At 41.2% G+C, this 26,434-nt stretch carries 28 protein-coding genes and 1 riboswitch; of the genes, 3 read left to right on the forward strand and 25 right to left on the reverse strand.

Translation table 11 applies throughout. The features are described from left to right. Positions 1 to 139: 139 nt before the first annotated feature. The 6 genes from P8F77_RS16400 to P8F77_RS16425 form a co-directional block, all read right to left on the reverse strand. Positions 140 to 487 carry a thioredoxin family protein gene (locus P8F77_RS16400; protein WP_024729381.1) on the reverse strand — a complete coding sequence of 116 codons (348 nt, stop codon included), beginning with the start codon at positions 485 to 487 and terminating at the stop codon, positions 140 to 142. Continuing rightward, positions 465 to 1,223: a tRNA pseudouridine(38-40) synthase TruA gene (truA, locus tag P8F77_RS16405; protein WP_024729380.1), complete on the reverse strand. Its 759-nt coding sequence runs from the start codon at positions 1,221 to 1,223 to the stop codon at positions 465 to 467. The genes P8F77_RS16400 and truA overlap by 23 nt, the downstream gene beginning before the upstream one ends. A 14-nt stretch (positions 1,224 to 1,237) precedes the next feature. Then, a complete protein-coding gene (locus P8F77_RS16410) occupies positions 1,238 to 2,050 on the reverse strand; it encodes an energy-coupling factor transporter transmembrane component T (protein WP_287520522.1) in 813 nt (270 codons plus the stop codon). Next, positions 2,043 to 2,906 (reverse strand): energy-coupling factor transporter ATPase, encoded by an 864-nt coding sequence (locus P8F77_RS16415; protein ID WP_287520520.1) that lies wholly within the window; start codon positions 2,904 to 2,906, stop codon positions 2,043 to 2,045. The genes P8F77_RS16410 and P8F77_RS16415 overlap by 8 nt, the downstream gene beginning before the upstream one ends. Further along, entirely contained in the window at positions 2,891 to 3,742 is an 852-nt protein-coding gene (locus P8F77_RS16420; protein WP_270430643.1) for an energy-coupling factor transporter ATPase, read from the reverse strand. Before P8F77_RS16420 ends, P8F77_RS16415 begins: the two co-directional genes overlap by 16 nt. A gap of 68 nt (positions 3,743 to 3,810) precedes the next feature. After that, positions 3,811 to 3,885, forward strand: a riboswitch (cyclic di-GMP riboswitch). A gap of 134 nt (positions 3,886 to 4,019) precedes the next feature. Further along, entirely contained in the window at positions 4,020 to 4,256 is a 237-nt protein-coding gene (locus P8F77_RS16425) for an HPr family phosphocarrier protein (RefSeq protein ID WP_024729373.1), read from the reverse strand. A gap of 165 nt (positions 4,257 to 4,421) precedes the next feature. Here P8F77_RS16425 and P8F77_RS16430 point away from each other — a divergent pair, with 165 nt between their 5' ends. After that, the gene (locus P8F77_RS16430; RefSeq protein ID WP_270601766.1) at positions 4,422 to 5,879 is read left to right on the forward strand and encodes a DDE-type integrase/transposase/recombinase; all 1,458 of its coding nucleotides are present in this window, start codon (positions 4,422 to 4,424) and stop codon (positions 5,877 to 5,879) included. Between the two features lie 318 nt (positions 5,880 to 6,197). On the opposite strand, the gene P8F77_RS16435 is transcribed toward P8F77_RS16430, so the two are convergent. Then, positions 6,198 to 7,760: an FGGY-family carbohydrate kinase gene (locus tag P8F77_RS16435; protein WP_287519832.1), complete on the reverse strand. Its 1,563-nt coding sequence runs from the start codon at positions 7,758 to 7,760 to the stop codon at positions 6,198 to 6,200. A gap of 219 nt (positions 7,761 to 7,979) precedes the next feature. On the opposite strand from P8F77_RS16435, the gene P8F77_RS16440 reads away from it, so the two are divergent. After that, the gene (locus P8F77_RS16440) at positions 7,980 to 9,029 is read left to right on the forward strand and encodes a zinc-binding dehydrogenase (protein WP_287519834.1); all 1,050 of its coding nucleotides are present in this window, start codon (positions 7,980 to 7,982) and stop codon (positions 9,027 to 9,029) included. A 217-nt stretch (positions 9,030 to 9,246) separates the two neighbouring features. Here the strand turns inward: P8F77_RS16440 and P8F77_RS16445 are convergent, their stop codons facing one another. Genes P8F77_RS16445 through P8F77_RS16465 form a run of 5 tightly spaced genes read right to left on the reverse strand, consistent with a single transcriptional unit; the run spans position 9,247 to position 15,327 of the window. Then, a complete protein-coding gene (locus P8F77_RS16445; protein ID WP_148459117.1) occupies positions 9,247 to 10,428 on the reverse strand; it encodes an MFS transporter in 1,182 nt (393 codons plus the stop codon). Between the two features lie 15 nt (positions 10,429 to 10,443). Further along, positions 10,444 to 11,493, reverse strand: coding sequence for a 2-hydroxyacid dehydrogenase (locus P8F77_RS16450; RefSeq protein WP_287519836.1), 1,050 nt, complete (start codon positions 11,491 to 11,493; stop codon positions 10,444 to 10,446). Positions 11,494 to 11,537: 44 nt separating this feature from the next. Continuing rightward, positions 11,538 to 13,505 carry an FAD-dependent oxidoreductase gene (locus P8F77_RS16455; protein WP_287519838.1) on the reverse strand — a complete coding sequence of 656 codons (1,968 nt, stop codon included), beginning with the start codon at positions 13,503 to 13,505 and terminating at the stop codon, positions 11,538 to 11,540. A 17-nt stretch (positions 13,506 to 13,522) separates the two neighbouring features. Further along, positions 13,523 to 14,668, reverse strand: a complete 1,146-nt coding sequence (locus P8F77_RS16460; RefSeq protein WP_287519840.1) for an iron-containing alcohol dehydrogenase — start codon at positions 14,666 to 14,668, stop codon at positions 13,523 to 13,525. Positions 14,669 to 14,685: 17 nt separating this feature from the next. Continuing rightward, positions 14,686 to 15,327 carry a class II aldolase/adducin family protein gene (locus tag P8F77_RS16465; protein ID WP_270430656.1) on the reverse strand — a complete coding sequence of 214 codons (642 nt, stop codon included), beginning with the start codon at positions 15,325 to 15,327 and terminating at the stop codon, positions 14,686 to 14,688. Between the two features lie 180 nt (positions 15,328 to 15,507). Here P8F77_RS16465 and P8F77_RS16470 point away from each other — a divergent pair, with 180 nt between their 5' ends. Continuing rightward, positions 15,508 to 17,457: an HTH domain-containing protein gene (locus tag P8F77_RS16470; RefSeq protein ID WP_148459116.1), complete on the forward strand. Its 1,950-nt coding sequence runs from the start codon at positions 15,508 to 15,510 to the stop codon at positions 17,455 to 17,457. A gap of 61 nt (positions 17,458 to 17,518) precedes the next feature. Here P8F77_RS16470 and P8F77_RS16475 read toward each other — a convergent pair whose 3' ends face one another. The 13 genes from P8F77_RS16475 to rpmD all read right to left on the reverse strand — a co-directional run bounded on the left by P8F77_RS16475 (position 17,519) and on the right by rpmD (position 26,422). Continuing rightward, a complete protein-coding gene (locus P8F77_RS16475; protein WP_347256200.1) occupies positions 17,519 to 18,886 on the reverse strand; it encodes an MFS transporter in 1,368 nt (455 codons plus the stop codon). A 308-nt stretch (positions 18,887 to 19,194) separates the two neighbouring features. Further along, on the reverse strand, positions 19,195 to 19,731 hold the full coding sequence (locus P8F77_RS16480) for a L17 family ribosomal protein (RefSeq protein WP_024729363.1): 537 nt from the start codon (positions 19,729 to 19,731) through the stop codon (positions 19,195 to 19,197). Between the two features lie 73 nt (positions 19,732 to 19,804). Then, on the reverse strand, positions 19,805 to 20,761 hold the full coding sequence (locus tag P8F77_RS16485) for a DNA-directed RNA polymerase subunit alpha (RefSeq protein WP_024729362.1): 957 nt from the start codon (positions 20,759 to 20,761) through the stop codon (positions 19,805 to 19,807). 45 nt (positions 20,762 to 20,806) lie between these two features. Then, complete coding sequence (rpsD, locus tag P8F77_RS16490; RefSeq protein WP_024729361.1) at positions 20,807 to 21,400, reverse strand: 30S ribosomal protein S4; 594 nt, start codon at positions 21,398 to 21,400, stop codon at positions 20,807 to 20,809. Between the two features lie 18 nt (positions 21,401 to 21,418). Continuing rightward, positions 21,419 to 21,811 (reverse strand): 30S ribosomal protein S11, encoded by a 393-nt coding sequence (rpsK, locus tag P8F77_RS16495; RefSeq protein ID WP_006568510.1) that lies wholly within the window; start codon positions 21,809 to 21,811, stop codon positions 21,419 to 21,421. Positions 21,812 to 21,945: 134 nt separating this feature from the next. Further along, on the reverse strand, positions 21,946 to 22,314 hold the full coding sequence (rpsM, locus tag P8F77_RS16500; RefSeq protein WP_006568509.1) for a 30S ribosomal protein S13: 369 nt from the start codon (positions 22,312 to 22,314) through the stop codon (positions 21,946 to 21,948). Between the two features lie 245 nt (positions 22,315 to 22,559). Beyond that, positions 22,560 to 22,673 (reverse strand): 50S ribosomal protein L36, encoded by a 114-nt coding sequence (gene rpmJ / locus P8F77_RS16505; protein ID WP_024729360.1) that lies wholly within the window; start codon positions 22,671 to 22,673, stop codon positions 22,560 to 22,562. A gap of 71 nt (positions 22,674 to 22,744) precedes the next feature. Continuing rightward, a complete protein-coding gene (gene infA, locus P8F77_RS16510) occupies positions 22,745 to 22,963 on the reverse strand; it encodes a translation initiation factor IF-1 (RefSeq protein ID WP_006568508.1) in 219 nt (72 codons plus the stop codon). 17 nt (positions 22,964 to 22,980) lie between these two features. Then, positions 22,981 to 23,736, reverse strand: coding sequence for a type I methionyl aminopeptidase (gene map, locus P8F77_RS16515; RefSeq protein ID WP_287519851.1), 756 nt, complete (start codon positions 23,734 to 23,736; stop codon positions 22,981 to 22,983). 7 nt (positions 23,737 to 23,743) lie between these two features. Continuing rightward, positions 23,744 to 24,388, reverse strand: coding sequence for an adenylate kinase (locus tag P8F77_RS16520; RefSeq protein ID WP_024729358.1), 645 nt, complete (start codon positions 24,386 to 24,388; stop codon positions 23,744 to 23,746). 66 nt (positions 24,389 to 24,454) lie between these two features. After that, on the reverse strand, positions 24,455 to 25,771 hold the full coding sequence (gene secY / locus P8F77_RS16525) for a preprotein translocase subunit SecY (RefSeq protein ID WP_024729357.1): 1,317 nt from the start codon (positions 25,769 to 25,771) through the stop codon (positions 24,455 to 24,457). A gap of 1 nt (position 25,772) precedes the next feature. Continuing rightward, positions 25,773 to 26,216 carry a 50S ribosomal protein L15 gene (gene rplO / locus P8F77_RS16530; protein ID WP_006568504.1) on the reverse strand — a complete coding sequence of 148 codons (444 nt, stop codon included), beginning with the start codon at positions 26,214 to 26,216 and terminating at the stop codon, positions 25,773 to 25,775. Positions 26,217 to 26,239: 23 nt separating this feature from the next. Further along, positions 26,240 to 26,422: a 50S ribosomal protein L30 gene (gene rpmD / locus P8F77_RS16535; protein WP_009289941.1), complete on the reverse strand. Its 183-nt coding sequence runs from the start codon at positions 26,420 to 26,422 to the stop codon at positions 26,240 to 26,242. Positions 26,423 to 26,434 lie beyond the last annotated feature (12 nt).

A 26,434-nucleotide genomic window follows, 5' to 3' on the forward strand; every position in this document is an offset into this window, starting at 1 on the left:
CCTCCGGGGCATTGGGGTAAGCATTTTCTTTTATGTCACATTTTCATATTATATAACACTGACCGGGGTGTGTCAATAAATTTTCTCCAAAAATTATGAAACAGAGCAGACCGGGACAGCTATTATCTATTGACGGTGATCAGCCGCAGTGATTTTGTTCTGCATACTTTTTAATATTGGAAACATTGCAGTGAGTCTCGAATTCATCCCCCCGCAGTACGACCAGGGACGGAGCCTGCATAATACCGTATTCCTGCACCAGCTCCTGATGTTCTTCCGCATCCACGATTTCAAACGGAATCTGGGAACTTTTAAGGACCTCTCCAGCCATCTTACAGTTCGGACAAGTTTTGGTTGTAAACAGAAGCATTTTCTGGGCTTCTTCCATCTTCTTTTCCGCCTCTGAGGCAAAGCTTATGTCTTTTTTCGGAGTCTTGGATGCTTTCAGGACAGAATTTTTGGGATCATACAGCTTCCTTTTCTTCATTCATATAACGTATGTTAATGAGTGTCAGTCCTTTTGCCGGGGCATTTGGACCTGCCTTTCCTCTTTTCGGATGCAGGAAAAGCTCCCGGACCCACTCCGGTTCTCTTTTGCCCCTTCCAATAGAGATCAGAGTTCCGGCCATCATCCTCACCATATTATATAAAAATCCGTTTCCCGTAACTCTCATTGTAATATACCGGCTGTTCTGCCTCACCTCACACTCATAAATCGTGCGCACAGTAGTCTTTGTAGGACTTCCTGTAGTGGAGAAGCTTAAAAAGTCATGCTCACCTAAAAAATAGCGGGCGGCTGTACGCATACGCTCCACATCCAAAGGTACATAAACAAAATGATGATGCCTCGCCGTGACCGGATTGTCAAACTCTGAATTGTAAATGGTATACTCATAAGTTTTTCTCGTATCCTGATACCTGGGATGAAAATCGTCCCTCACTTCTTTGGAAGACTGTATGACAATATCATCCGGCAGCCTCTGGTTCAGAGCCCTGGCGATCCTCTCACCCGGAATCTCCGTCTCCGTGTCAAATACTGCCACATTCCCAAGGGCATGAACCCCGGAGTCGGTGCGGCTGGCACCGATCACCGTGATCTCTTCTCCTAAAAGACTGCCAAGTTTCTCATTGAGAACCCCTTCTATGGTCGTATCCTTTGGCTGTATCTGCCAGCCGCAGTAATTTGTCCCTTCATATGCCACTTCTAATTTTATCCGTTTCATAGATCACCTCACGCCTATCTGCCAATCGGACAGAAAAATCCCAGGTAAATCATCAATGCCAAAAATAAAGCCAGGAACAGATAAGCCAGCAGGTCCCTTCTGCAGTATTTGAGAGGCTTCATCTTCGTCCGCCCTTCTCCGCCGTGGTAGCACCTGGACTCCATGGCCAGGGCCAGGTCATTGGCTCTCCTCACGGCCGCCACAAACAGCGGCACTACAATCGGCACCATACTCTTCATCCGGTGCAGAAAACTTCCGTTTTTAAAATCCACTCCTCTTGCGGTCTGAGCCTTCATGATCTTGTCCAGCTCCTCTGTGAGGATCGGGATAAACCTTAGGGCAATAGACATCATCATCGCAATCTCATGCACAGGAATTTTGATCAGTTTCAAAAAGCCCAGCGACTTTTCAAGCCCGTCTGTGAGCTCATTGGGTGTGGTCGTAAAGGTCATAAGGGAAGTGCCCAATACAAGCATCACCAGCCTTGTGCCCAGATAAACGGCTGTGACGACTCCTTCTTTGGTGATCCTGATGACACCAAAATGTACGATCGCTTCGCCCGGTATAAAGAAAATATTGATGACAACGGAAAAAAGCAAAATAACGCCAACGGCTTTCAGACCCCTGACAATAAAAGAGAGGGGTACGGTGGAAAGCCCGATCATCAAAGCCAAAAACAGCAGAGAAGCCGCATAAGTCAGCAAAGACTTTGAAAAAAACAAGGTTATGACAAAAATCAATGTCCCCACCAGCTTCACCCGCGGGTCCAGCCGGTGAAGAATAGAGTCTGATCTGTAATATTGTCCTATGGTGATATCTTTAATCATATGTTTGTTCCTTCTTTAATGTTTTTAAGATTGCCGTCTTGGCATCTTCAAGGGTCAGGATCTCTCCCTCAACAGGAAATCCCTTTTCTTTCAGATCGTTGGCCAGATGTCTGAAAAATGGTACGGACAGCCCCATCTGCTCCAGTTCTTCCTGATGAGAGAACACTTCTTCCTTATCCCCGTCAAATTCAAGGCGTCCACGGTTCATGACGATCATCCTGTCTACATAGGATGCGATATCTTCCATACTGTGGGACACAAGTATGATTGTGATCCCCTGTTCCTGATTGAGACACTTCAGAAGTTCCAACAGCTGTACCCTTCCCTCAGGGTCCAGACCGGCGGTCGGTTCATCCAGGATAAAATATTCAGGCTTCATTGCCAGAATGCCTGCGATGGCCACTCTGCGCTTCTGTCCTCCGGACAGTTCAAATGGCGACTTTCCGAACAGTTCCTCAGAGATCCCCACGTCTTTGAGTGCCTCCTTCGCAACTTCTTCGGCTTCTTCTTTGGAGGCCCCAAAGTTCATAGGACCGAAACAGACATCCTCCAGTATGGTCGTCTCAAATAGCTGGTGTTCCGGATACTGAAAGCAGAGGCCAACCTTTCCCCGAAGACTTTTGATATCATAATCCTCGGCATGGATATTCTTTCCCTCAAAATATACCCGTCCTTTTGTAGGTTCCATGAGCCCGTTCAGATGCTGGATCAGCGTAGACTTACCCGATCCCGTGTGTCCGATGATGCCGATAAACTCTCCCTCTCCGATCTCTAAATCTACATCGATCAGCGCGGGCTTTTTTATATCCGAATTATCTTCATATATATAACTTACTTTCTCTAAACTAATTGACATAACTCTTCCACCAGTTCTTCCCTTGTCGTTACCGCATCGGAAAGCCTGATTCCCTCCTTTTTAAGCTCATAGGCAAGCTCTGCGGCAAATGGCACCTCAAGCCCGTACCCTTTCAGCTCCTCTACATGTGCAAAGACTTCCTTTGGCTTTCCGCTCATCACGACCTTTCCCTGATCCATGACAAACACTCTGTCAGCCAGCAGTACTTCTTCCATATCATGAGTGATCAGAATGATCGTGATCTCTTTTTCCCTGTTCAGCTCCCCTGCAAGAGACAGAACATCCTGTCGTCCCCTGGGGTCCAGCATCGCAGTGGGCTCGTCCAAAATTATACATTCGGGTTCCATGGCCATGATCCCTGCAATGGCCACGCGCTGTTTCTGCCCGCCGGATAAATGATTGGGGCTTGCGCTGCGGTAAGCAGTCATCCCGACGCCCTCCAATGCCCCTGCCACGCGGCTCCAGATGTCTTTTGTGGGCACGCCGATATTTTCCGGGCCAAAGGCTACATCTTCTTCCACCACAGAACCGACAATCTGGTTGTCCGGGTTTTGAAATACAATGCCTGCACTTTGACGGATCTTCAGGAGCTTTTCATGGTCTCTTGTATCCATACTCTTTAAATAGACAGAACCGGATGTGGGCTGGAGCAGTCCGTTGATATGTTTTGCCAGGGAAGATTTGCCGGAGCCGTTGTGTCCCAGAATGGCAATGAACTCCCCCTTTTCCACCGACATATCCACACCATTTACGGCATTGACGGTCTGATTTTCCTCTTCCTTTTCCCCGTAAGTTATATATTGATGAATTAAATCTTTGATCTGTAATATTGACATTGGTTTCTCCTTTGACATATGCTCCATTATATCAATAAAATGGGCTGGAAACAATAGGTATTCATTGACATTACTGCGGGTAAATCCCGTGACGCAAAGCCAGGGGCCTAAACCATGAGATGGTATGACAGCCGGCTGCTCCATTTTACCTATCGGACATCATTCATATTTGATCTGACTGTCCTGTCAATGGATCTTACACTGCACTCTTTTCGTGCAGTTTACCTTACATTGTATACTTTATAGATAAAATAGAGGGGCTGTCATATAGATTGTTTTATCCAATGATATACTCATCTATTTCTTCTAGAAATTTCCCGTAATCACTTTTCTCCGGTTCAATCTGAAGTTCTAATGGATGGGAAATATTTAAGCTGAAAATTCCTAAGATCGATTTTGCATTAATCACATATCTGTCTGACTTTAAATCTACACTTCCATCATATCTGCCGGCAGCTGCGGCAAACGTTTTTACATCCTCTACAGTATCTAATTGAATCGTTTTTTTAACCATAATTTTACTCCCTTTATTTTCTCGGTAGTGTCAAGTTTTACTACCTGTCTTATTGTTTTAACCTTGATTTTATGGGAGTTTGCAATAAAAAGAGCAATGACCTCCCTTTTTGAAGTATAATGTAGTTACCACAACCAAACATAATACGAAAGGAGTTCATTGCTCATGGACATTATACTTTATTTACTTCAACTTATTCAATACCAACATAAACAACTTTGCTGGCTTATTAACTTTATCTGTAGATACATCCCACTTAAGCAGTGGGCTTTCGATGATTCCCATTCTCCGAAATATCAAAAATTTAAAATTGATCAGCTCCCCAAATTCATTTCCTATAAACAGGAATGGAACTGGAAGGATCTCATCTCTTACTATCAGCGGCGTTACCATAAATCCATTAAGCCTGTGTTCAGACGCGTGGAATGTGATATCCCCAAATCCTGTCACTGTCCTGTTTGCGGTGCGCCGGTTGACTATCTCACGTGGAACGATGGGAAACGAAAATCCCAAGTGCTGTGCAAGGTCTGCCAGACACATTTTTCTCCAACCAAAGATAACCGTTTTTCCAAAACTACCGTGTTAAAGTGTCCTCACTGCAACCGCAATCTTGAACACAAGAAAGACCGTAAACACTTTATTATTCATAAATGCGTAAATCCTAAGTGTCCTTACTATCTGCACAACCTGAAAAAAGTTGATAAAAAGCATCTGAATGAGGATTACGGTAAAAATAAATATAAGCTTCACTACATCTACCGTGAATTCACGATAGATTTCTTTCGGATGGATTTAAACTCTCTCCCAAAGAATGCCTCTTCTCTCAAATTCACCAAGTTTGATTCCCACACCATGTCTCTATGTCTGACTATGCATGTGAATCTTGGACTTTCTCTCAGGAAAACTAAGCAGGCGCTCCATGACCTTTACGGTATCACTATCTCTCATCAGAGCATTGCCAACTACTGTAAATCCGCAGCTCTTTGCATCAAACCCTTTGTCGATCATTACGATTATGGCACCGAATCCGTCTTCACGGCTGATGAAACCTATATCAAAATCCGTGGTCTTAAAGCTTACGTCTGGTTCATTATGGATGCTGCAAAACGTTCCATCATTGGATACCGGATCTCTGATAATCGCGGTGTTGGTCCCTGTATCCTTGCGATGAGAATGGCTTTCCGAAATCTAAAAGAGCTTCCGAAAAACTTTAAATTTATTGCGGATGGATACAGTGCCTATCCATTAGCTGCCCAGCAGTTCTTCCATGAGTTTGGTGATAAATTTAAGTTCAGCATCACTCAGGTAATTGGACTTACCAACGACGATGAAGTGTCAAAAGAATTCCGACCATACAAGCAGATGATTGAAAGGCTCAATCGTACATACAAGGTCTCTTACAGACCTACGAACGGCTTTGACAACATCGACGGCGCCAACTATGACCTTGCTCTATGGGTTGCTTACTACAATTTCCTTCGTCCTCACAAACACACAGGATATAAAGTCCTAAATGAGGTGGAACTGCTAAAAGGAGCCGAAAACATGCCCGGCAAGTGGCAGCTTCTTATATTCCTTGGTCAACAGACGATCCTGAATCTTCAAAACCGGACCACAGCCTAAAAGGAGCGGAACCGTTGTCACGCAAACCGTGGAATACCACAGTGCACCGCACAAGGATATGCCGCGAAAGTTGCTTGACATAAGGGTTCTCGGATTATCCTGTTTAGCAGAAAAGGGGCAACTGCGCCCTTTTCCTGCCTTCCGGCGAGGATGGGTTCGGGCAAAGCCTGATATTAGGTCAAGGGACAAGTCCCTTGCGGGTACTTAGGGCAGCGCCCTAAGCCCTCGGAGAGCTTAACGTTATCAATATCTACAGGTTTCAAGGTTCATCTGAGCCTATTTTTTATGCTCAGCTTTTTCATACATCACTTGACACTATCATTTTCTCAGTTCGCCTATTGTTTCTTTTAAACTCTTTAAATCTTGATCTAAGCTCTGATACATTTCTACATAATATGGATACAGCCTGTCATAAGCTTCTTCCCATTCTTTCACCGGCTGAATTATTTCTTTTACTTTTACGATTTTTTCGGCTGCCTTTGTAAGGTCCGGAAATACTCCAACTTTTCGTCCAACAATGAATGCGTCTCCCACCGGAACATCCCCTGATTTTTCGTCTAATAAATATACAGGAATATGAAGCATGGATGCCTTTATCTGAGCCCATGTACGGCTTTTTGCTCCGCCACCGCAAATTCGTAAACAATCAACGGCCGCCCCTGATTTTTTTACTGTTTCAAATACATGGCGAACAGCGTATGCCGTACCTTCAAATACAGAACGTATTAAATCTGCTCTGGTCATATCCATTCCCATTCCGATAAACATACCTCTTGCATATTCATTCCACAACGGCGCTCTTTCTCCTAACAAATATGGGAAGAATATCACACCATTTGATCCTGGTTCTGACTCCAATGCCAACTCATTTAAGTATGAATAAATATTTTTATCGTTTGCTTCGGCGTATGCTCTTTCTTCTGCTGCAAAAGTGTCAATAAACCATTTTAACGCCGCTCCACTTGTCTGAATTGGTGCATCAAATACCCATGGCATTCCATCAACTGCACAAGGTCTCGTAACAACCGGTACATCCGGCGCACTCTTAACATCACTTCCAATGAAAACGAGAGATGTTGTTCCAGATGACTCCCCACATTCCCCAAGACGACTGATTCCTGTTGCATGCATAGATGCCATAGCATCACTACATCCTGCAATGACTGGAACCCCTTCCTTTAATCCAGTTTCTTTGGCTGCTTCCTCTGTGACAAATCCGATAATTTCATCTACTAACTTTAATTCAGGAAGCATTGCTTCCAAATCAACACCAATGACATCTCCTATCTCCTTTGACCACTCCATTTTACTGATATCGAGACATTGCGTTCTTGTTGCCTGGTCAATATCAGATGTCATTTTTCCAGTCAGTTTATAGTTAATATAAGAACTTGCCTGTAAAAAATATTTTGTCTTTGCAAAAAGTTCCGGCTCATGGTTTTTAAACCATAAAATTTTGTTCGGAAGAAAGGCCACCGCCGGCTGTCCCCCTACAATACGGACAAATTTATCACTTCCTATGGTATCAACTATGTAATGCAATTCTTCTGCTGAGCGATTGTCCTGATACGTTAAAGCATTTCTGAGCGGTGTTCCATTTTCATCCAATGGAAGCATTGTAACTGTATGTGAACTAATGGAAATTCCTCTGATTTTCTTTATAACCTCAGATCCTGCCTGTTCTCCCAGACTTTTGAATATAGCAACTGTATTGCTCCACCACTCGTTTGCATCTTGTTCCTGCATGTCCGGACCAGGTACCAGAAATTTACTTCGTCTGCCTGCCTCTGCAACAACATCTCCATCTTCACTAAGTATAATCGCTTTCATATTTGTTGTTCCGCAATCCATACCTAATAAATAATTATCCGCTTTTTTCATTCCGCTTCCTCCAATGGTATTTAAGACTTTATATTGATTAACGTAAGAATAACAAATTTATTCTTCACACTCAAAAGGTCTTTTTCCTCTTTTAAACGGAAATATTTCAGATACCATTTGCCGCAATATAACGGCAATAACGTGTTTGTTTTCTTCTGTTTTTATTCATTATACTAGAGTTGTAAGAAGGTATAACAAATAAAGAAGGGAGACTTACTTATGAAAATGAAAGCAGCGTTAATGTATGGACCAAGCGATATTCGCGTTGAGGAAACAGACAAACCTATTTGTCCTGAAGATGGTCTGATTTTAAAGGTCATGTCCGTAGGTTTATGCGGATCCGATATCCGAAACTTAACAACTGATTCCAGAAAAGGAAACTACCCTTTTATCTATGGACACGAAATTGTAGGTTTTGTTGATGAAATCGGGGAAGAGCAAAAAAAATATAAAGTAGGCGACCGCCTGTTTTTATTCCCGGGAACCTATTGTATGGAATGTGATGAATGCATCAGCGGTCACAGTGAAAATTGTTCAAACACCGAGGTTGCAAAACTTGCAGGTACCGGAGGATTTGCCCAGTATGTTTCTGTATCCGGCGAAAAGATCCGAAGAGGAGGTATTTATGAGATTCCCGATGACGTATCTTTTGATGCCGCAAGTCTCGGAGAACCTTTAACTTCCGTATTTGCATGTCTGGAAAATGTAAAGGTTGAATATCCTGACACCTTAGTCATCATCGGTGCCGGTCCTATTGGATGTTTCATGGCGCAGTTAGCTAAAATCCGCGGTGCACAGAAAGTTATTATGATTGATTTAAATGATACCCGTCTGGAAATGGCCAAAGGCTTTGGAGTGGACATCACAATCAATAGTTCAAAAGAAGATCCCATTGAAGCAGTTCAAAAGCTTACAGGTGGAAAAGGAGCCGATAAAGTAATTTCCGCCACACCTGCAAACGCAACACAAACACAGAGTATCCATATGGTACGAAAAGGCGGTTTGGCTGTTTTCTTTGGCGGCGTTCCAAAAGGCTCTATGACCGAATTAGATTGTAATTTGATCCATTATAACAACATCTGGATTAAAGGTCACTTTGGCGCTTCCTACAGCCAGTCAAAACGCGCATTCCAACTTGCAATTTCTTCATCATTTCCAACAGAGAAATTTATTACACACATCCTTCCATTAGATAAGATCAATGAAGGAATTCAACTTACGCGTACGGGTGAAGCAATTAAAGTGGTTCTTCATCCATTTGACAACTAACATCGTATTGGTGATGCTCTTTTTTTTGCTCTTCAGACAGAACAAAGTTGTCAAGCCCCTCCTTCAAGAGGGGCTTGACAACTTTGAGCGCCAAATGCGATTTGACGAAGTCAAATGTTTTCCTTTCGCATTTTGTGTGCATCCTCGCGGAGCGTTTTTATGGCGGGCACCATAATAAAAGGTGCCGTCCCTTATAGTTTTTCTCCGATATCGGAGATTATTCTCCTTGAGAATCTAGTGCCTGTGCATTCGTTGTTGGCGTCTTGACACAAGCGATGATACCAACGACTACCAGTCCAATTGCTGAAACAATAAAACGGTTGGAAATATCATTTCCCATTACATTTGCCATTGCATTTACTACGTATGCTGAGATAAAGTTACCAATATTATAGGTTGCAGATACGATAGCGATTGCAAGAGAAGCCTGTGCCGCCGGAACCATATTTGCCGCAAATGTTACTGCACCTGGATTCCTGATTGCAAAACCAAAACCTACAACTAATGCTCCTATACAGATGACATAGAAATTTGTAGACACACCAACCATTGCGGTACCTACCGCCATCAAAAGAATCGCTGCACCAATAGTAAATTTCCTGAACTTTTTAACAGTTGTTCCTAACAAGAGGCCTCCTACGATACCTACAACTTGCATAATAGAAGCAACCGTACCAGCTGTACTTGCATCCCCAATTCCTTTTCGGTCGATGTACATAGCAATATTTGTATTAAATGTTGCAACAAAAATACCTGTGATTAAACATAAGACACCAAAATACACCATTTCATTTGAAATCCTGCTGTTTTCACCTTTTACAACTGCCGGTATTGTTTCTCCCTTAGGTACTGTAAACAGAATGATCAATACGATAGGTATCGTAATCAAAAATACGAGGTATCCTCGTTCCCATCCAGCCATAGCTGTTAATAAACCAGAACCTTTTGCGATAATAGTTCCGCCGATACTTACAAAAATTGATTGTAATCCCATGACTCTTGATTTTTCAAGTCCTGTAAAGTAGTCAGAAATCAACGATGAGCTTGTTACAACAACAAAAGATAAACCTACCCCGATTACAATACTTGCTACATAAAGCATCCATAATTGCGTATTTAATACTTGTGGTATCAAGGCTCCCACGAGCATAAGAATTGTACCAATTACTGCAATATTCCTTTTGGTGATCTTCGGTTCCAACATTGGTTCTATGAACATTGCCGGTAAAGTTGTCAAATTAATCAGGGTCAAAACAATCTGAATTGCTGAATCACCTGCCCCTGGAAAGAATCTTCCAACCTCCGCTAAAATCGGCGCCAATGCACTATTACACGCCATAGTCAACGACATCACCAACAATCCGGCAGCAATGAATTTTTTATTTTTTGTGTTTTCCATTTTATACTCCTCCTCTTATCTTTTCCAGATGTATTTTCGTTCTTCTCCATTTAAGTAAGCTAATATTTCCTGAGACATCATTTCACCAGACCATCCGTCCACATCTGTTGTTAACCCTGCCATATGTGGTGTACATACAACATTTCTCATCTGTAATAACGGATGGTTTGCCGGAACCGGTTCCTCCCAGTACACATCAATCGCCGCACCTGCAATGTCTCCGTTTTGAAGTGCTTCTACAAGGTCTTTCTGGTCAATGACTGCCGCACGTGCTGTGTTAATCAAGAAAGCTGATTTCTTCATTTTAGAGAACCAGTCTTTATTAACAGATGCCTTTGTATCTTCAATTACCGGAAGATGAAGACTTACCATATCACTCTTTGTGAGCATCGTATCCAAATCAACTTTCTTGGCGCCATCTGCTGTGATTACTTCCTCTGGCATAAATGGATCATATGCTAAAATTTCCATACCAAATGCTTTTGCTCTAACAGCAACTTCACGTCCGATTGCACCATATCCGGCAATGCCAAGCTTCTTTCCATAAAGTTCAAATCCAATCCCATAATCTGTGAAAGGATGGTTCTCATCTAACGGACCAAATGTTACATTTTTAACATCCGGAACATCATAGATATTTGCTTTCGCTGGTCCTGTATGTTCCCCTTTAGAAAGTCCTGTGGAACTAAGGGCCAGATTTCGTGCTGCCGCAATCATTAATCCCATATTAAATTCTGCAACGGCAACCCTGTTTCTTCCCGGTGTGTATGACAGTGGAATCCCTGCTGCCTTTAGCACTTCATTGTCAACTGTAACTGGTGTTCCTTTGGCAACTCCAATGAATTTCATTCCAGATTTAATCCATGTATTGATTGTATCCGCCTTTGCATTTTCATCTCCTAAAACAACGATCTCAAATCCTTTACATTCCTCACGGATCATCTCTTCTGTTACGTTTCCTTTTCCGTGTTTTAACTCTCCGGCCTCTGTAACATCACATAGCTTTTCAATTTCCTGTCTTCTCTTTTCAGGAAGCTGAGTACAAAGTACTAACCTTTTTTTCATCGTTTTCCTCCCAATATTCAGGTGATATAAATTTCGTCTTTATATTAAACACGTAATCCTGTATAATATCCTGTGTTGATCGCATCGTATATTTTTCCAACCTTCCTGCAGTCACCAAGGATATAATATTCGTCAACACAATCTGTAAGTGCATCCACTTTTTCAAATGGTGACTTAAAACCTAAGGCACATACAACCGTATCTGCTTCGATGATAATATCTTCTCCGTCCTTTTCACACAAAACTCCTGTGGAAAGGATTTCTTTCACCTTTGTATTCAAATAGCACGCTGCAGATTTTTCAACTTCTACCATAAGACCGCCTCTGTAAAATGAGTTTACTTCTTCTGCGATCTCTGATTTCATCTCGATAATCACACATTCTTTGCCTTCATGTTTGAATCCAACTGCACCTTCTGCCCCCACAAGACCGCCGCCAACAATAGCAACCTTCTGGCCAAGTTTTTCCGGATGAAGTTCCGCTTCAATAGCCATAACTACATGATCTGAATCAAGCCCCTTTATTGGCGGCCTTAATTCTTCCGATCCGATTGCCACCATAAGTGCATCCGGATGAAACGTTTTAATGTAATCTGTTGTGACCTCTGTATTCAGAATTACCTTTACACCCGCTTTCTTTACCCGGCTGCTTAAAACTTTTATCAGCTTTTGTACATCTTCTTTAAAATATGCAGCTCCTGCTGCATGAAGATTTCCGCCCAGCTTTTCTGTTTTTTCCACAAGTGTAACCTGGTGTCCCCGCCTGGCTGTTGTAATCGCGGCTTCCATACCTGCCGGTCCGCCGCCGACAATCAAAACTTTTTTCTTCTTTTCCGGCAGAGGTCTTTTATATCTCGCCTGCAGCTGCTCTCCCATAATTGGATTAACCGCACATTTTACCATCTCCAATTCACCAGTTGCACCAAAACATTCATAGCATCGAAGGCATGGTGTAATATCATCAGCTTCATCATTATAAGCTTTTTGTGGAAGGTATGGATCTGCAAGACTTGCCCTTCCAAGTTCCACAACATCTGCCATTCCAGATGCAATGATTTCTTCCATTTGAGCCGGGTCGTTGAGTGATCCCACACATGCAACCGGAGTTTTTACATGTTTCTTTACTTCTGCTGCAAGATATACATTAACTCCTCGTTTATAAAATGCAGATGGATGAGTTCGGCAAAACATATCCGGATCCTCATGATTTCCACATGAGACATTGATAAGGTCAACTTTGTCATCAATCATTTCCGCTACTTTCACACAGTCATCCATGCCCAAACCTCTATCGGTAAAATCATCCCCGGATATACGCGCTTCAATCGGAAATAATGGTCCAACTGCATTCCTTACAGCGTCCAATGAAAGCATGAAAAATCTTGCCCGGTTTTCTAAAGACCCGCCGAACTCATCGGTTCTCTGATTGAAAACGGGCGATAAGAATTGTGAAAATAACCAGCCATGAGCTGCATGTACTTGAACCATATCAAAACCGGTTTCCTTACAAAGCTTTGCAGCTTTTCCATAAGATTCAATAATTTCATAGATCAATTCCCGGGGCATCTCTGTGACATGTCCTTGCGGCATTTCAAAATCACTGGGACCATACGCAATATTTTCCTTGTCCACATCTCCGCCAACGCTGGCAAGACCTCCGTACATACCACCATGAGAGAGCTGGATGTTTGCATACGACCCTGCATTATGAATCAATCTTGCTGCCTCCGTCATGCCTTGTCTGACTCCAAAAGCATCTAGTTGAAGCTGTTTGTTATGGGATTTTCCTGTTGCAGAGTGTACAATCGCCTCTCCGTATGTAACTACACCTGCCCCGCCTTTTGCTTTTTCTTCTAAGTATGCTGTCATCTCCGGTGTAAAATGGCCATTTAAATCAATCATGCTTGGACTTGTTGGCGCACAGATGATTCTGTTTTTCATCTTTACATTTCCGACTCTCAATGGTGAAAATAAATGTGGATATCTTTTTCCGCATAGTTTCTTTTCTTCCATACTGTCTCCTTTTCTTATTACAGGGCTTTTTTCAAAATAGCCAGAACATCATCCTTTGTAACCCCTTGTTTCGGATTAAAATTAAGAACAGGTTCTTTCAATACATCGTTTGCAATCATATCGAAATCTTCTTCTTTGATTCCTTGTTCTGACAATGTTTTTATTTTTAATTCTTTTGTCAGCCTTAACAATTCTTTAGATAAAGAATATTTGTCTTCTTCTGGGTTTCCGCTCACCGGAAGCTGAATTGCTTTGGCAAGTTCGATCATTTTTTCAGGGCATGTATCTGCATTGTATTCCATAACAAATGGAAGTACCGTTGCATTTGCCATTCCGTGGGCCAAGTGGAAATGTGCACTTAAGGTATGTGCGATTCCATGGACCAATCCTAAGTTCGCATTAGAAAATCCAAATCCGGCAATTATACAACCGAGCATCATATTTTCTCTCGCATCCATGTTTGAGCCATCCGCAACTGCCTTTGGAAGATTCTCATGAAATATCTGAAGGCCTTTGATGGAATGATATTGGGTTAAAGGAGTTGCCATGTTAGAAATATAGCTTTCCACTGCATGTGTAATGGCATCCATTCCTGTTGCTGCCGTAACACCTGCGGGCATTGTTTTTGTAAATTCCGGATCCGCTATGACTTTGTCCGGAACCAGCTTGTTATCAATAATCACATACTTACATACTGCTTTTATATCTGTTAAAGCTACTACATTTGTAACTTCACTTGACGTGCCAGCTGTGGTTGGCACTGCGATCAATGGCAGTACTCCTTTTTTTACAAGGCCAATTCCGCCATACTGTCCAATTGGTCCTGGATTTGTCATCAAAATATTTACTGCTTTTGTTAAATCAATACTGCTTCCGCCGCCAACTGCAACAAAAACATCAATTTTATTTTGCAGTGCAATGGATGCTGCCTCTTCAACTACTTCGTTTGTCGGATTTGGAATCACTCCGTCAAATATGGTTACATTCACATCTGCTTTTTTAATTTCAGCTAATACTTTTTCAGAGATACCTGCCATCTTAACTCCGGCATCGTACACAACCATAACGTTGTTTGCTTCGTATTCTTTTAAAATCTCCGGCAGCGCCTTTGCGGCATTTTTTCCAAATACCACATTGCTTTTTACAAAAAATTCTTTTGCCATTTTAAATCCCCCTGACTCTAGACTGCCTGATCCGCTGCGATTAATGCCTGCATTTTATCAACTGCTTCCTGAGGCATTGGCTCAAAGTTTCCAAGAACTCTTGCATAATATTCTGTAACTGCCATTTCCTCTGTATATACGGTTGCTGACATCGCAGCTTTCATATTTTTTCCGCAGCAGAACATTCCGTGATTTTTAATAAGAACTGACTTTCCATCTTCTCCTAAAGCTTCCACAACCCGATCGGCAACTTCATCACTGCCCGGCATTGTAAATGGTACTACTCTGACGGGTACAAATTCACATTGCGGAGGTGTGGTTGCTTTGATCTCTTCTGCTCCCATAGCCATGATTGTTGCAAACATTGCATGTGTATGTACCGTAGCTTTTACATCTGGTCTGGCTCTCATGACTGCTGTATGCATTGGAACTTCAGAAGATGGTTTAAAATTCCCATCCAGCCATTTCCCGTTTAAGTCAACGATTGCAATATCTTCTAATGTCATTCCTTTATATGGAACTCCACTTGGTGTAATTGCAACAACATCGTCCTCGTCATCTCTTAATGCGATATTTCCTGATGTTCCTTTGATTAATCCTTGATCAACTGCATCTAAAATTGCTTCTAATACCTGTTCTCTGATTTTTTCGTACTTCATTGTTTGAATCCTCCTTTAAATTTGTATTTAAATCTTAGTCTATTGTAAGTTTATGCTCAAACAAGGATTTTCCGTTTTAAAACGGAAATTTTATTTATTTTATATACTAGTAATTTATTATTATAATAAAGGTAAAATATCCTTAACAATGAATTGTAATTCCTGTACAAGGAGGAAATTATGGAACACACTTCATTAACTTTGCGTCAAAGAAAACTGTTAAACTATATTCAACAAAAAACAGAATACGTAACTGGAGAAGAGCTTGCAAAACATCTAAATGTATCCGCCAGAACCATCAGAAATGATATTAACGAAATGAACCAACTCCTTGAAGACCATGGTATTCAAGTACATTCAAAAAGAAGCCGTGGGTATCTGCTATTTTCGGAAGACAATAACTTATTAAAGGAATTAAGCCAGACAGGGCGTTCCTTTTTATCGAGAGAAGACCGGATCCGGCATATTGCCTTTCGGCTTTGCCTTGCCGAACATCCAATTAATCTATATGATTTAGAAGATGAAATGTACATCAGCCATACAACCTTAGAGCACGATTTAGAAATGCTGCGCAGCAAATATATTCTTCCCTTCCCTCACATTGATTTTCACCGCGCCCAAAATACAATTTTTTTCGGAAAAGACGAACAGAAGAGGAGAGCCATTCTTAACAAATTATTTACTGAAAATTGGAATTATAATGCCCGGGGGAATACTTATTATCAGTATCAATATCTGGAAGAAGAAATTGTAAATTTGATTATGCCTATTACACAGAAATATCTTCAAAAATACAATATTGTTTTTGAAGATATTAATATGGTAATTTTGAATCTCTCGATTGCCATTATGTACTATCGAATGATTAACGGACATATTCTCACTGATATAACTGCTTTAGCTTATGAAGATGCCACCGCTGTTCATGCAGCCAAAGAAATTTTTGATGCATTGGAGAAGAAATTAAATTGCAGATTTCCGGAAGCAGAACGGCAAGAAGTATACTTACATATTTCTTGTGCACGGCTCTTAGACGCAAGTAAACTAAGTTTTGCAACAGCCGGGACATATTTTAATAAAAATACCCTTGAGATATGCAATCGCTATTTGCAAATCATCAAAGAAACTTATCATATAGACTTAACGGAAAATGAAGATTTTTTCATTACCATCCTCCAATTTTTCCGTTATATGTTTCTTCCGGTCCATCACTTCAATAATGTTGATATTCCCTATGATATTGCCCGCAGCAATCTAATTATTTCTTTTGAAATCGCTTTTTTGGTTCAGCCGCTTGCCGCCGAATACTATAAAAATTATTTAGATTATACCGAACTGTTATTTTTAGCTTTTTGTATTTCCGGAGCTTTATCTTATAACAATAGAACGGCGCCAAAATTAAAAACAGTTGTTATGTCACATTTAAATCTGTCTTCCACTTGGTATTTGAAACAAAAAATTCTGAGCAAATTTCAGGATTATCTTTCAATTACTGCGCTACTCCCTGTCTACATAAAAGACAGCTATGATTTTTCTAAAGTGGATTTGATCGTGACAACGATTAATAAAAATATAACAGAAAATAAAGATTGCCAAACGATTAGGATTTCCCCATTTCTGACCGCTCAGGATGAAGAAAAACTGGATGCTTATATTTCAAAATTACAAATCATACGACTGTGTTCTAACAGACTTCCTTCTATCCACAAGCTGCTTCAGGACGCATTTTGGCATGAACAATTAGAAAGTGATAATTATCTGGAAGTAGCGGAACTTTTAGCTGGAGATTTTATCCGGCACGGTTATGTGACCTCTGACTACATTACAAAGTTGTTTCAAAGAGAAGCAATTTTAACTTTTGCATTTAAACCCAGTATTGTTCTGATGTACGCTTTAACTCCAAGTACAAGAACCTGTCTTTCCATTGCCACAATGAAACATCGAATTCGCCGGAATGGATACAAGATTCGTACCATCATTTCATTAGCTGTCCGGCCGGAAGATACCACACTTATTTTCAGTTTCCTGAATCTGCTGTATGGAAATTTATTTGACATAGAAGAAACCAAGTTTTTAAAAACAAAACAAGCATTATTAGATTTTTTCTTGACATATAGTTCTGATTCTTAACATTTCAAAATCCAAAAAAGAGAAAGGAATATCCTCTCTCTTTTTTGGTTCAGATCCATTGCTATTTATTATTTGCCGGTTCCGGATGCTTTAGCTTATCCCACTTTCCTTCTTCCGTTATTGCTACAATCACAATGTTGATCAGGAAAAGGCATAAATATACTACGTACGCTCCTGTCAAACTGCCTGTAAATTTCATGACTGCTGCGTTCACCGCAAAATTCAGACATCCGATACAATAATTGATTGGAAAAATCACTCCGTTTACCTTTGGATAATCAAGTACTCCGAAAATAGACGCTGGAAATGACAGTGACATATTGGTGCTTCCTCCCAATGAAAAACCTACAATAATAATTGAAACATATACCAACGGCATCCATAATGACGCAAGAAGGTTACATAGAATTCCCGTCGCAAATACTGCACAATAAATCATACATGCCTTTTTTGTACCAAGTTTTGTATCCATATATCCAATTGCATAACTTCCAATAATCCCGACAAGCCCCGCGATTGTCATTGCCGATATTGCAACTCCATTAGATAAACCTAACGCCATATTTCTTTTTACGAATTGTGTAATGATACCCAAAAGTCCCAACGTAATAAATCCCGGAACAATCGCTGCAATCCACACCTCTTTGCATTTTAACATTTTAGGAATGGTCCAATCACTTACATACTCATCTTTTTCTGATAATTGTTTATACTCTGTTTCATAAACTTCCTTTGAAACATTATCCGGATACATACCCGCTTCTATCGGATTATCGCGCAATGTAATATACGCAAAGATTCCTAAGACAATGGCGGTGATTGCAAACAGTGAAAAACTTGTTTTATACTCTGCCACCGTTAATAAAAAAGTCATAAGTGGTGCTAAAACCGCTGTACCAATATTTGCTCCAATTGTACTGATTCCATTGACAACTCCCCTTTTTTTAGGGAACCAATCAGACTGCATTGGCCCTGTACATAGATAGAAGCATCCCTGTCCGCAGCTAACCATAATGCACTGTGCAATGGCATACATTACAATATTTGCTGCTCTTAGGAATAAAAAATAATATGTTAATCCAAATATAATAAATAATGCCGAACTTACTTTTCTTCCCCCGAATTTATCTCTGAACTTTGCAATTACAAGCATCATTGCCACACCGACAAACCCTGCTACCGTACCCATACTCAGACATAAATCATAGTTTAATCCTGCTCCTTTCGCAATTTGCGGAAGTGCAATGTTTAATCCATCGTTAACACCCGCATTTGTAACTAACATTGCTAAAATTGCAAAAAACATCAAATTCCAGCCTTTACCCAAATTGAAGCTTTCTTTTATCATTAGCTTTTTTTCCATACTTAATGCTCCCTGCCAAACTTCTTTCATCAACTGTTTCTCAGTTACTTTATGTGTAATCTTCATAACTTTTGACCGTGTAGTTGGTAAAATTGATGCATCTATTTTATATATACTCAACTATGATATACATAATATACAAAACATAAGTGCATCTCTTCAAACAGTCTTTTTCCGTTTAGAAAGGGAAATATCAGAATCTGCTAACAAGGATGTCCGCAGAAAGACACTTGCTGAATACCTTCATCATAAAAAACTGCATAAAAAATGCGGCCAACAACATGGCCGCATTTACTTATACAATTTTTAGTTATTCTTCCTGTGTACTTAACAGAGGCCCGTTCAATCTCCTGCTGCTTTTTATAGGATCAATCTTAAACTAATTCAAGCAATACTTCTAAAGCACCGTCACCTTTACGCTGTGCGATTTTGACGATTCTTGTATACCCACCATTTCTATCGGCATACTTCGGTGCATACTCGTTAAATAACTTTTCTGTAAGATCAACAGTCTTTGTATTAGCTTTTTTGCCTGCAAGCTCTGTCGGAACTTCTTTCACCGGATATAATACCTTTAACATCTGTCTTCTTGCATGAAGGCGGGAAGGCATATCCTTTGTAATCTCTTTTTTCACTGTTTCATATACAGTAACTTTCTTTCCGTCCACAACCTCTTTGACACGTTTTCCGTCGCTGTCTTTCTTTGCTACTTTAGCATCAACAGTGACTGTCTCAAAGTTATCTTTTTCTCTGACTGCCATAGCGATCAGTTTTTCTGCAATCTTGCGGATCTCTTTTGCCTTTGCTTCAGTAGTAACGATCTTGCCTCTGTATAAAAGATCTGTTACCTGTGAACGCAATAATGCTTTTCTCTGAGAAGATGTTCTTCCTAATTTTCTATACTTTGCCATTGTAATGACCTCCTGTGATTTTTCGCCATGCCTACTTCATACCTTCAGCCTAGGCGGGTCTTTTTATGATTTCTTATTCGTCCCCTGAATTTAATGCCAATCCAAGTTCATTTAATTTTGCAAGAACTTCTTCTAATGATTTGCGTCCTAAGTTGCGGACCTTCATCATATCTTCTGAAGTCTTGTTGGTCAGTTCTTCCACGGTATTGATTCCTGCTCTCTTCAGGCAGTTATAAGAACGAACGGAAAGTTCCAGTTCGTCAATGCTCATTTCCAGAACCTTTTCTTTTTCGTCGTCTTCCTTTTCTACCATGACTTCTGCTGTCTTGGCATTCTCAGAGAGATCTACGAACAGGTTCAGGTGTTCGCACAATACTTTAGCGGCGAGGCTGACCGCCTCGTCCGGTGAAAGGGTTCCGTTTGTAAAGACATCCAAAGTAAGCTTATCGTAGTCTGTCACCTGTCCTACACGGGTATTTTCCACCTTTAAATTCACACGCTCTACCGGAGTATAGATTGCATCAACTGCAATCTCATCGATAGAGTTGCCTTCCTTGTCTGCTTTGTCAGCACCGACATAACCGCGGCCTTTTGTGATCGTAAGTTCCATATCCAGATGTGCGTCATCTCCGCTCAACGTCGCGATGACCATATCAGGATTCAAAATCTCGATATCACTGTCAGCCTTGATGTCACCGGCAGTCACGACACCGCTTCCAGAGTACTCAATAAAGGCCTGTTTTGGTTCGTCCGTAGGACTGTTATTCTTAATCGCCAGGGACTTGATGTTCATGATGATCTCAGGGACATCCTCTTTCACTCCCGGGACTGAACTGAACTCATGCAGCACACCCTTGATCTTTACGGCACTGACTGCAGCGCCCGGCAGAGATGAGAGCATGATCCTCCTTAAGGAGTTTCCGAGTGTCGTTCCATAGCCGCGCACTAACGGCTCGACTACAAAACGCCCAAAACGGTTATCTTCAGAAATCTCACTAATCTCAATATTTGGCTTTTCAAATTCAAACATTTAAGCCCTCCTTCTGGGTTAGGAATTTGTTGAGGGTTATTACGATTATTTAGAATATAACTCGACGATCAGTGTCTCATTTACAGGAACGTCGATCTCTTCTCTTGCAGGTAATTCCTTTACAGTTCCGCTCAGTGCTTCCTGATTTGCTTCTAACCAAGAAGGAACCATTCTTCCGCCGGTCACTTCTAAGATTTCTTTGTATCTAGGAGAAGTTTTGTGTTTTTCTTTAATCTCGATCACATCACCTACTGATACTTTGTAAGATGGGATGTTGACTGTTTTGCCGTTTACAAGAACATGCTTGTGGTCAACGATCTGTCTGCATTCTTTTCTTGTTCTTCCAAATCCGAGACGGAATAATACATTGTCAAGTCTCAGTTCCAGAAGTGTCATAAGGTTTACACCTGTCTGACCTTTCATCTTTTCTGCTTTTGCGTAGTAGTTTCTAAACGGTTTTTCTAATACACCGTAGATAAACTTCGCTTTCTGTTTTTCACGGAGCTGAAGTCCGTACTCACTCTTTTTTCTATTTCCTCTTGTTGAGGTTCTGTTAGACTTTTTGTCGATTCCTAAAAATACAGGATCGAGGCCTAAGGATCTACATCTTTTTAAGACTGGAGTTCTATCAATTGCCATCTTTCAAATTCCTCCTAATTAAACTCTTCTGCGTTTTGGTGGGCGACATCCGTTGTGAGGTACCGGTGTTACATCTTTGATGCTTGTAACTTCCAGACCAGCTGCTGATAAAGCACGAATTGCTGCTTCTCTTCCTGATCCCGGTCCTTTTACCATAACGTCCACTGTTTTTAAACCGTGTACCAATGCTGCTTTTGTTGCTGTCTCAGCAGCCATCTGTGCCGCATAAGGAGTAGATTTCTTGGATCCTCTGAATCCTAATCCACCTGCACTGGCCCAAGAAAGAGCATTTCCCTGAGCATCAGTTAATGTAACGATTGTATTATTAAAAGATGACTGAATGTGTGCCTGTCCGTGCTGAACATTCTTTTTCACACGTTTTTTAGCCGCTTTTTTTGTAACTTTAGCCATAATTAACTCTTTACCTTTCTTTAAACTAAACCATATCCACTAAACAGCGAGAAAACCTGACAACCCAACGGGGCGTGTCATGTATTTCCGTCCAAAGTATACCATCAAATATTTGATGATCCATGTATATGCTGTTATTTTTTCTTGTTTGCAACAGTTTTCTTAGGACCTTTACATGTTCTGGCATTTGTCTTTGTCTTCTGTCCACGGCAAGGCAGTCCCTGTCTATGGCGTTTTCCTCTGTAAGATCCTATTTCTTTTAATCTCTTGATATTAAGAGCGATTTCTCTTCTTAAATCTCCCTCTACTGTCTGTGACTCAGAGATAACTTCGCTGATTCTGCGAACTTCATCATCTGTCAGGTCACGTACACGAGTATCCGGGTTTACATTTGCTTCTGATAAAATACGTTTAGAGCTTGTAAGACCGATTCCATAAATATAGGTAAGTCCAATCTCCACACGTTTTTCTCTTGGTAAATCAACACCTGAAATACGAGCCATGTTTTTTCTTCCTCCAAAAATTATTCATTTTAATGTTGTTCAGGGGCAATCCATATATCCGCGTACGGTGAAATGATATATATGTCTCTTGCCTGACTACGATTTTATCTATATAAATATCAGCATGGAATCTGCGTTCCATACTGCAGCCGCCTAACAAAAAGTATTACTGTATGGTACCTTGAATACAGTAATATAAACACACAAAGAACAAAGATAGGAATCCTTGCTATATGAAATAGAAATTATCCCTGTCTCTGTTTGTGCTTCGGATTCTCACAGATCACTCTGACAGAACCTTTTCTTCTAATTACCTTGCATTTTTCACACATAGGTTTTACAGATGCTCTAACTTTCACTTGTAATTCTCCTTTCCCAAAACGTTCGGATTCAATTATATCATCATGTTATTTAATTTTCAAGGCTTTTCTTATTTATCCCTCCAAATAATTCTTCCCTTTGACAGGTCATACGGAGAAAGTGCAAGAGTAACCTTGTCGCCCGGAAGGATCTTGATGTAATTCATTCTGAGCTTTCCGCTGATATGTGCCAAAATCACATGCCCTCCCTCGATCTCTACCTTAAACATCGCATTCGGCAGTTTCTCCAATACGATTCCTTCTACTTCAATTGCTTCTGACTTTGCCATTTTTCCGACTCCTTTTTCTACTTTGATAATGATAATATTTCGTAACCATCTTCGGTAATTAAAATTGTGTTTTCATAGTGGGCAGCAAGACTTCCGTCTGCTGTCACTACAGTCCAGTCATCAGAAAGCCATTCGACTTCCCAGGTCCCTGCATTAACCATCGGCTCGATTGCCAGGGTCATACCGGCCCTGAGCTTCATGCCTTTTCTGCGTTCCTTGAAATTCGGGATCTGAGGGTCCTCATGGAGATGCGTTCCGATCCCATGGCCCACCAGGTCTCTCACCACGGAATAGCCATTGTTCTCTACGTGTCTTTGGATTGCCTCGGAAATGTCAAATAGATGATTCCCTTCTTTGGCAAACTTCATACCTTCAAAAAAGCTTTCCTTTGTAACCCTGATTAGGCGGGCTGCTTCATCTGAGATCTCCCCGACGCCATAAGTCCTGGCGGCGTCAGAGTGGTATCCCTGATAGATGACCCCTGCATCCAGGCTGACAATATCTCCATCTTTTAAGATCCGCTCCTTCTTTGGAATGCCGTGGACCACTTCGTCATTGACAGACACACAGATGGATGCCGGATAACCATTGTAATTCAGAAAAGAAGGAATACACCCGTATTCCCTTATGATCTTTTCCCCGAACTCGTCAATCTCTAAAGTAGAAATTCCCGGTTTGATGATCTCGGCCAAACGGTCATGCGTCTCTTCCAAGATCTTACCGGCCTCTCTCATTTGTTCGATTTCTCTTTTTGATTTGATCGTCACTGCCATCTTAATCTTATGCCTCTAAAATACTTTTGATCTCATCAAATACTACATCAATGTGCCTTGTGCCGTCGATCTCATGCAGGCTGCCTGCACTCTTATAGTGAGAGATCAGCGGTGCGGTCTGTTCGTGATAAACATCCAGCCTTTTCTTTACTGTCTCTTCCTTATCGTCATCTCGGAGGATCAGCTCACCGCTGCATATATCACAGATTCCTTCTGATTTCGGAGGATTATATTTTGCGTGGAAGATCGCACCGCATTCCTTGCAGGAACGTCTTCCGGACATCCGGTCAATGATATTCTCATCCGGAACCTCGATATCCAGCGCATAATCAATTTTCATATCTTTTGCAGCAAGAGCCGCATCCAACGCTTCTGCCTGAGGAATCGTCCTTGGGAATCCATCTAAAATGAAGCCCTTTTGGCAGTCGTCTTTCTCAATCCTGTCAACCACGAGATCAACTACCAGCTCATCCGGAACCAGCAGTCCCTGGTCCATATACTCTTTGGCTTTTTTGCCAAGCTCAGTTCCATTCTTGATATTCGCCCTGAAAATGTCACCGGTCGAAATATGCGGAATGTTATACTGCTCTGCAATCTGCTTTGCCTGAGTTCCCTTTCCTGCTCCTGGAGCCCCCAACATAATAATCTTCATAATGAATCCTCCTTACATTATGTAATGCACAAATAAGCTGTAGAATTCCCTACAGCTTATCGCACATTAGTCATTTAAAAAACCAGTATAGTTTTGCACTAACAATTGAGATTTAATCTGCTTGATCGTTTCTAATATAACTCCAACCACGATAATGATGGAAGTTCCTCCAAAAGAAACCTGAGCACTAAATACACCGTTAAAGAAAAACGGAATGACTGCTACAATTGTTAGTCCAGCTGCACCTATAAAAATAATATATTTTAAGATCTTGTTTAAATAATCCACTGTCGGTTTGCCAGGACGGATACCCGGTACAAATCCTCCCTGTTTCTTCATGTTATTTGAGATTTCCAGAGGATTAAAAGTAATCGATGTATAGAAATATGCAAAAATAACAACAAGTACAATATATATAAGAAGACCCAGCGATCTCTTCGGATGATTTGCGTCAAACCATGTGGACGAACTTAAACTGTGCAGAACTTTTCCCATAAATCCATTGCTCTCATACTTAAACAGCTGCTGAATGATCAGCGGGAACTGCATAATAGATGAGGCGAAGATAATCGGGATAACTCCGGCTGTATTCACTTTCAGCGGAATATGGCTTGACTGGCCGCCGACCATTTTTCTTCCCTGAACTTTCTTTGAATACTGTACCGGAATATGGCGTTCAGCATCTGAAAGGATGATAACGAACACGACAGTCAACAGCACAACAGCTGCGATCACACATCCTGCAATAAGTGCCGGTCCGATCTGTTTGCCTTTCATGAACTGATTATAGAGCGCATAAAAATCTTTCGGCATTCCTGATACGATGTTGATCAACAGGATGATAGAAATACCGTTTCCAATACCATTTTCCGTGATACGCTCACCAAGCCACATAACGAGGATCGCACCTGCTGTCAGGGCAATGATCATCGTCACAATGGTAAAATTGGTATGTTCAGCTCCCAGCGCACCGCTGCGGCTGAAACCGATGGTCATACCGGCGGACTCGATGAGTCCTAATACAACCGTCACGTATCTCGTGATCTTAGCTATTTTCTTTCTTCCATCTTCGCCGTCTTTCTGCATCTCCTCCAATGCAGGGATAGCGATCGTCATCAGCTGCATGATGATGGAAGATGTAATATATGGCGTAACACTCAGTGCAAATACTGACATCTGCAAAAAGGACCCGCCGGTAAAAGAGTTCAGGAGATTGAATGAATCTCCCAAAGTACTCTTTAAATATGCAGTCACCTGGGCAGTATCGATTCCTGGAATCGGCAGTTGTGACCCGAAGCGCACGACAATCAGAATGATCACCGTAAACGTAAGCTTTTTCCTTAGTTCTTTGTTTTTAAACGCATTTGTCAATGCATTCGCCATACTAAATCACCTCGGCTTTTCCTCCAAGAGCTTCGATCTTTTCTTTTGCCCCTGCACTGAAAGCATTTGCTTTTACTGTAAGTTTCTTTGTGAGTTCCCCACTGCCTAAGATTTTGACACCGTCTTTAGGATTAGAAACGATTCCTGCTTCTACTAAAGTCTCAACAGAAACTTCGGCTCCGTCTTCAAATCTCTCTAATGCTGATACGTTGATTCCAATGATTTCTTTAGAGTTAATGCAAGTGAAGCCTCTCTTTGGAATACGTCTGTATAAAGGCATCTGTCCGCCTTCAAATCCCGGTCTTACTCCGCCGCCGGAACGGGCTTTCTGTCCTTTATGTCCTTTACCTGCAGTTTTTCCATTTCCTGAACCATGTCCGCGACCTCTTCTGAAATTGTCGCTGTGCTTAGATCCGTCTGCAGGGCGTAAGTTTGATAATTCCATCCTTCGCACCTCCTAATCTACAATTAAATTTCTTCTACTTTTACTAAATGCTGAACCTGATGAATCATTCCCCTGACACTTGCATTGTCCGGCATTTCAACAGTTTTGTTTAACTTCTTGAGTCCTAAAGCTTCCACTGTCTTTCTATGCTTTGGAATGGCACCGATTGTAGATTTTACCAAAGTAATTTTTAATTTATCTGCCATTTTCATGTTCCT

Source organism: Anaerostipes sp. PC18, assembly GCF_039789045.1.
In the GTDB taxonomy this organism is placed as follows: domain Bacteria; phylum Bacillota; class Clostridia; order Lachnospirales; family Lachnospiraceae; genus Anaerostipes; species Anaerostipes hominis.

Coding starts and splice junctions, on each gene's coding strand:
- P8F77_RS16465 (WP_270430656.1), bottom strand. CDS start 15,327: ATGAAGTACGAAAAAATCAGAGAACAGGTATTAGAAGCAATTTTAGAT.
- rpsK (WP_006568510.1), bottom strand. CDS start 21,811: ATGGCTAAAGTTACAAAAAAAGCGGCTAAAAAACGTGTGAAAAAGAAT.
- P8F77_RS16520 (WP_024729358.1), bottom strand. CDS start 24,388: ATGAAGATTATTATGTTGGGGGCTCCAGGAGCAGGAAAGGGAACTCAG.
- P8F77_RS16445 (WP_148459117.1), bottom strand. CDS start 10,428: ATGGAAAACACAAAAAATAAAAAATTCATTGCTGCCGGATTGTTGGTG.
- truA (WP_024729380.1), bottom strand. CDS start 1,223: ATGAAACGGATAAAATTAGAAGTGGCATATGAAGGGACAAATTACTGC.
- P8F77_RS16455 (WP_287519838.1), bottom strand. CDS start 13,505: ATGGAAGAAAAGAAACTATGCGGAAAAAGATATCCACATTTATTTTCA.
- rpsM (WP_006568509.1), bottom strand. CDS start 22,314: ATGGCTCGTATTTCAGGTGTTGATTTACCAAGAGAAAAACGTGTGGAG.
- P8F77_RS16470 (WP_148459116.1), top strand. CDS start 15,508: ATGGAACACACTTCATTAACTTTGCGTCAAAGAAAACTGTTAAACTAT.
- rpsD (WP_024729361.1), bottom strand. CDS start 21,400: ATGGCAATTGATAGAACTCCAGTCTTAAAAAGATGTAGATCCTTAGGC.
- P8F77_RS16410 (WP_287520522.1), bottom strand. CDS start 2,050: ATGATTAAAGATATCACCATAGGACAATATTACAGATCAGACTCTATT.
- secY (WP_024729357.1), bottom strand. CDS start 25,771: ATGGCGAATGCATTGACAAATGCGTTTAAAAACAAAGAACTAAGGAAA.
- rpmD (WP_009289941.1), bottom strand. CDS start 26,422: ATGGCAGATAAATTAAAAATTACTTTGGTAAAATCTACAATCGGTGCC.
- P8F77_RS16440 (WP_287519834.1), top strand. CDS start 7,980: ATGAAAATGAAAGCAGCGTTAATGTATGGACCAAGCGATATTCGCGTT.
- P8F77_RS16420 (WP_270430643.1), bottom strand. CDS start 3,742: ATGTCAATATTACAGATCAAAGATTTAATTCATCAATATATAACTTAC.
- P8F77_RS16450 (WP_287519836.1), bottom strand. CDS start 11,493: ATGAAAAAAAGGTTAGTACTTTGTACTCAGCTTCCTGAAAAGAGAAGA.
- P8F77_RS16435 (WP_287519832.1), bottom strand. CDS start 7,760: ATGAAAAAAGCGGATAATTATTTATTAGGTATGGATTGCGGAACAACA.
- P8F77_RS16430 (WP_270601766.1), top strand. CDS start 4,422: ATGGACATTATACTTTATTTACTTCAACTTATTCAATACCAACATAAA.
- infA (WP_006568508.1), bottom strand. CDS start 22,963: ATGGCAAAGTCAGAAGCAATTGAAGTAGAAGGAATCGTATTGGAGAAA.
- rplO (WP_006568504.1), bottom strand. CDS start 26,216: ATGGAATTATCAAACTTACGCCCTGCAGACGGATCTAAGCACAGCGAC.
- P8F77_RS16460 (WP_287519840.1), bottom strand. CDS start 14,668: ATGGCAAAAGAATTTTTTGTAAAAAGCAATGTGGTATTTGGAAAAAAT.
- P8F77_RS16400 (WP_024729381.1), bottom strand. CDS start 487: ATGAAGAAAAGGAAGCTGTATGATCCCAAAAATTCTGTCCTGAAAGCA.
- P8F77_RS16475 (WP_347256200.1), bottom strand. CDS start 18,886: ATGAAGATTACACATAAAGTAACTGAGAAACAGTTGATGAAAGAAGTT.
- P8F77_RS16415 (WP_287520520.1), bottom strand. CDS start 2,906: ATGTCAATTAGTTTAGAGAAAGTAAGTTATATATATGAAGATAATTCG.
- map (WP_287519851.1), bottom strand. CDS start 23,736: ATGGCAGTGACGATCAAATCAAAAAGAGAAATCGAACAAATGAGAGAG.
- P8F77_RS16480 (WP_024729363.1), bottom strand. CDS start 19,731: ATGGCAAAGTATAGAAAATTAGGAAGAACATCTTCTCAGAGAAAAGCA.
- P8F77_RS16485 (WP_024729362.1), bottom strand. CDS start 20,761: ATGTTTGAATTTGAAAAGCCAAATATTGAGATTAGTGAGATTTCTGAA.
- P8F77_RS16425 (WP_024729373.1), bottom strand. CDS start 4,256: ATGGTTAAAAAAACGATTCAATTAGATACTGTAGAGGATGTAAAAACG.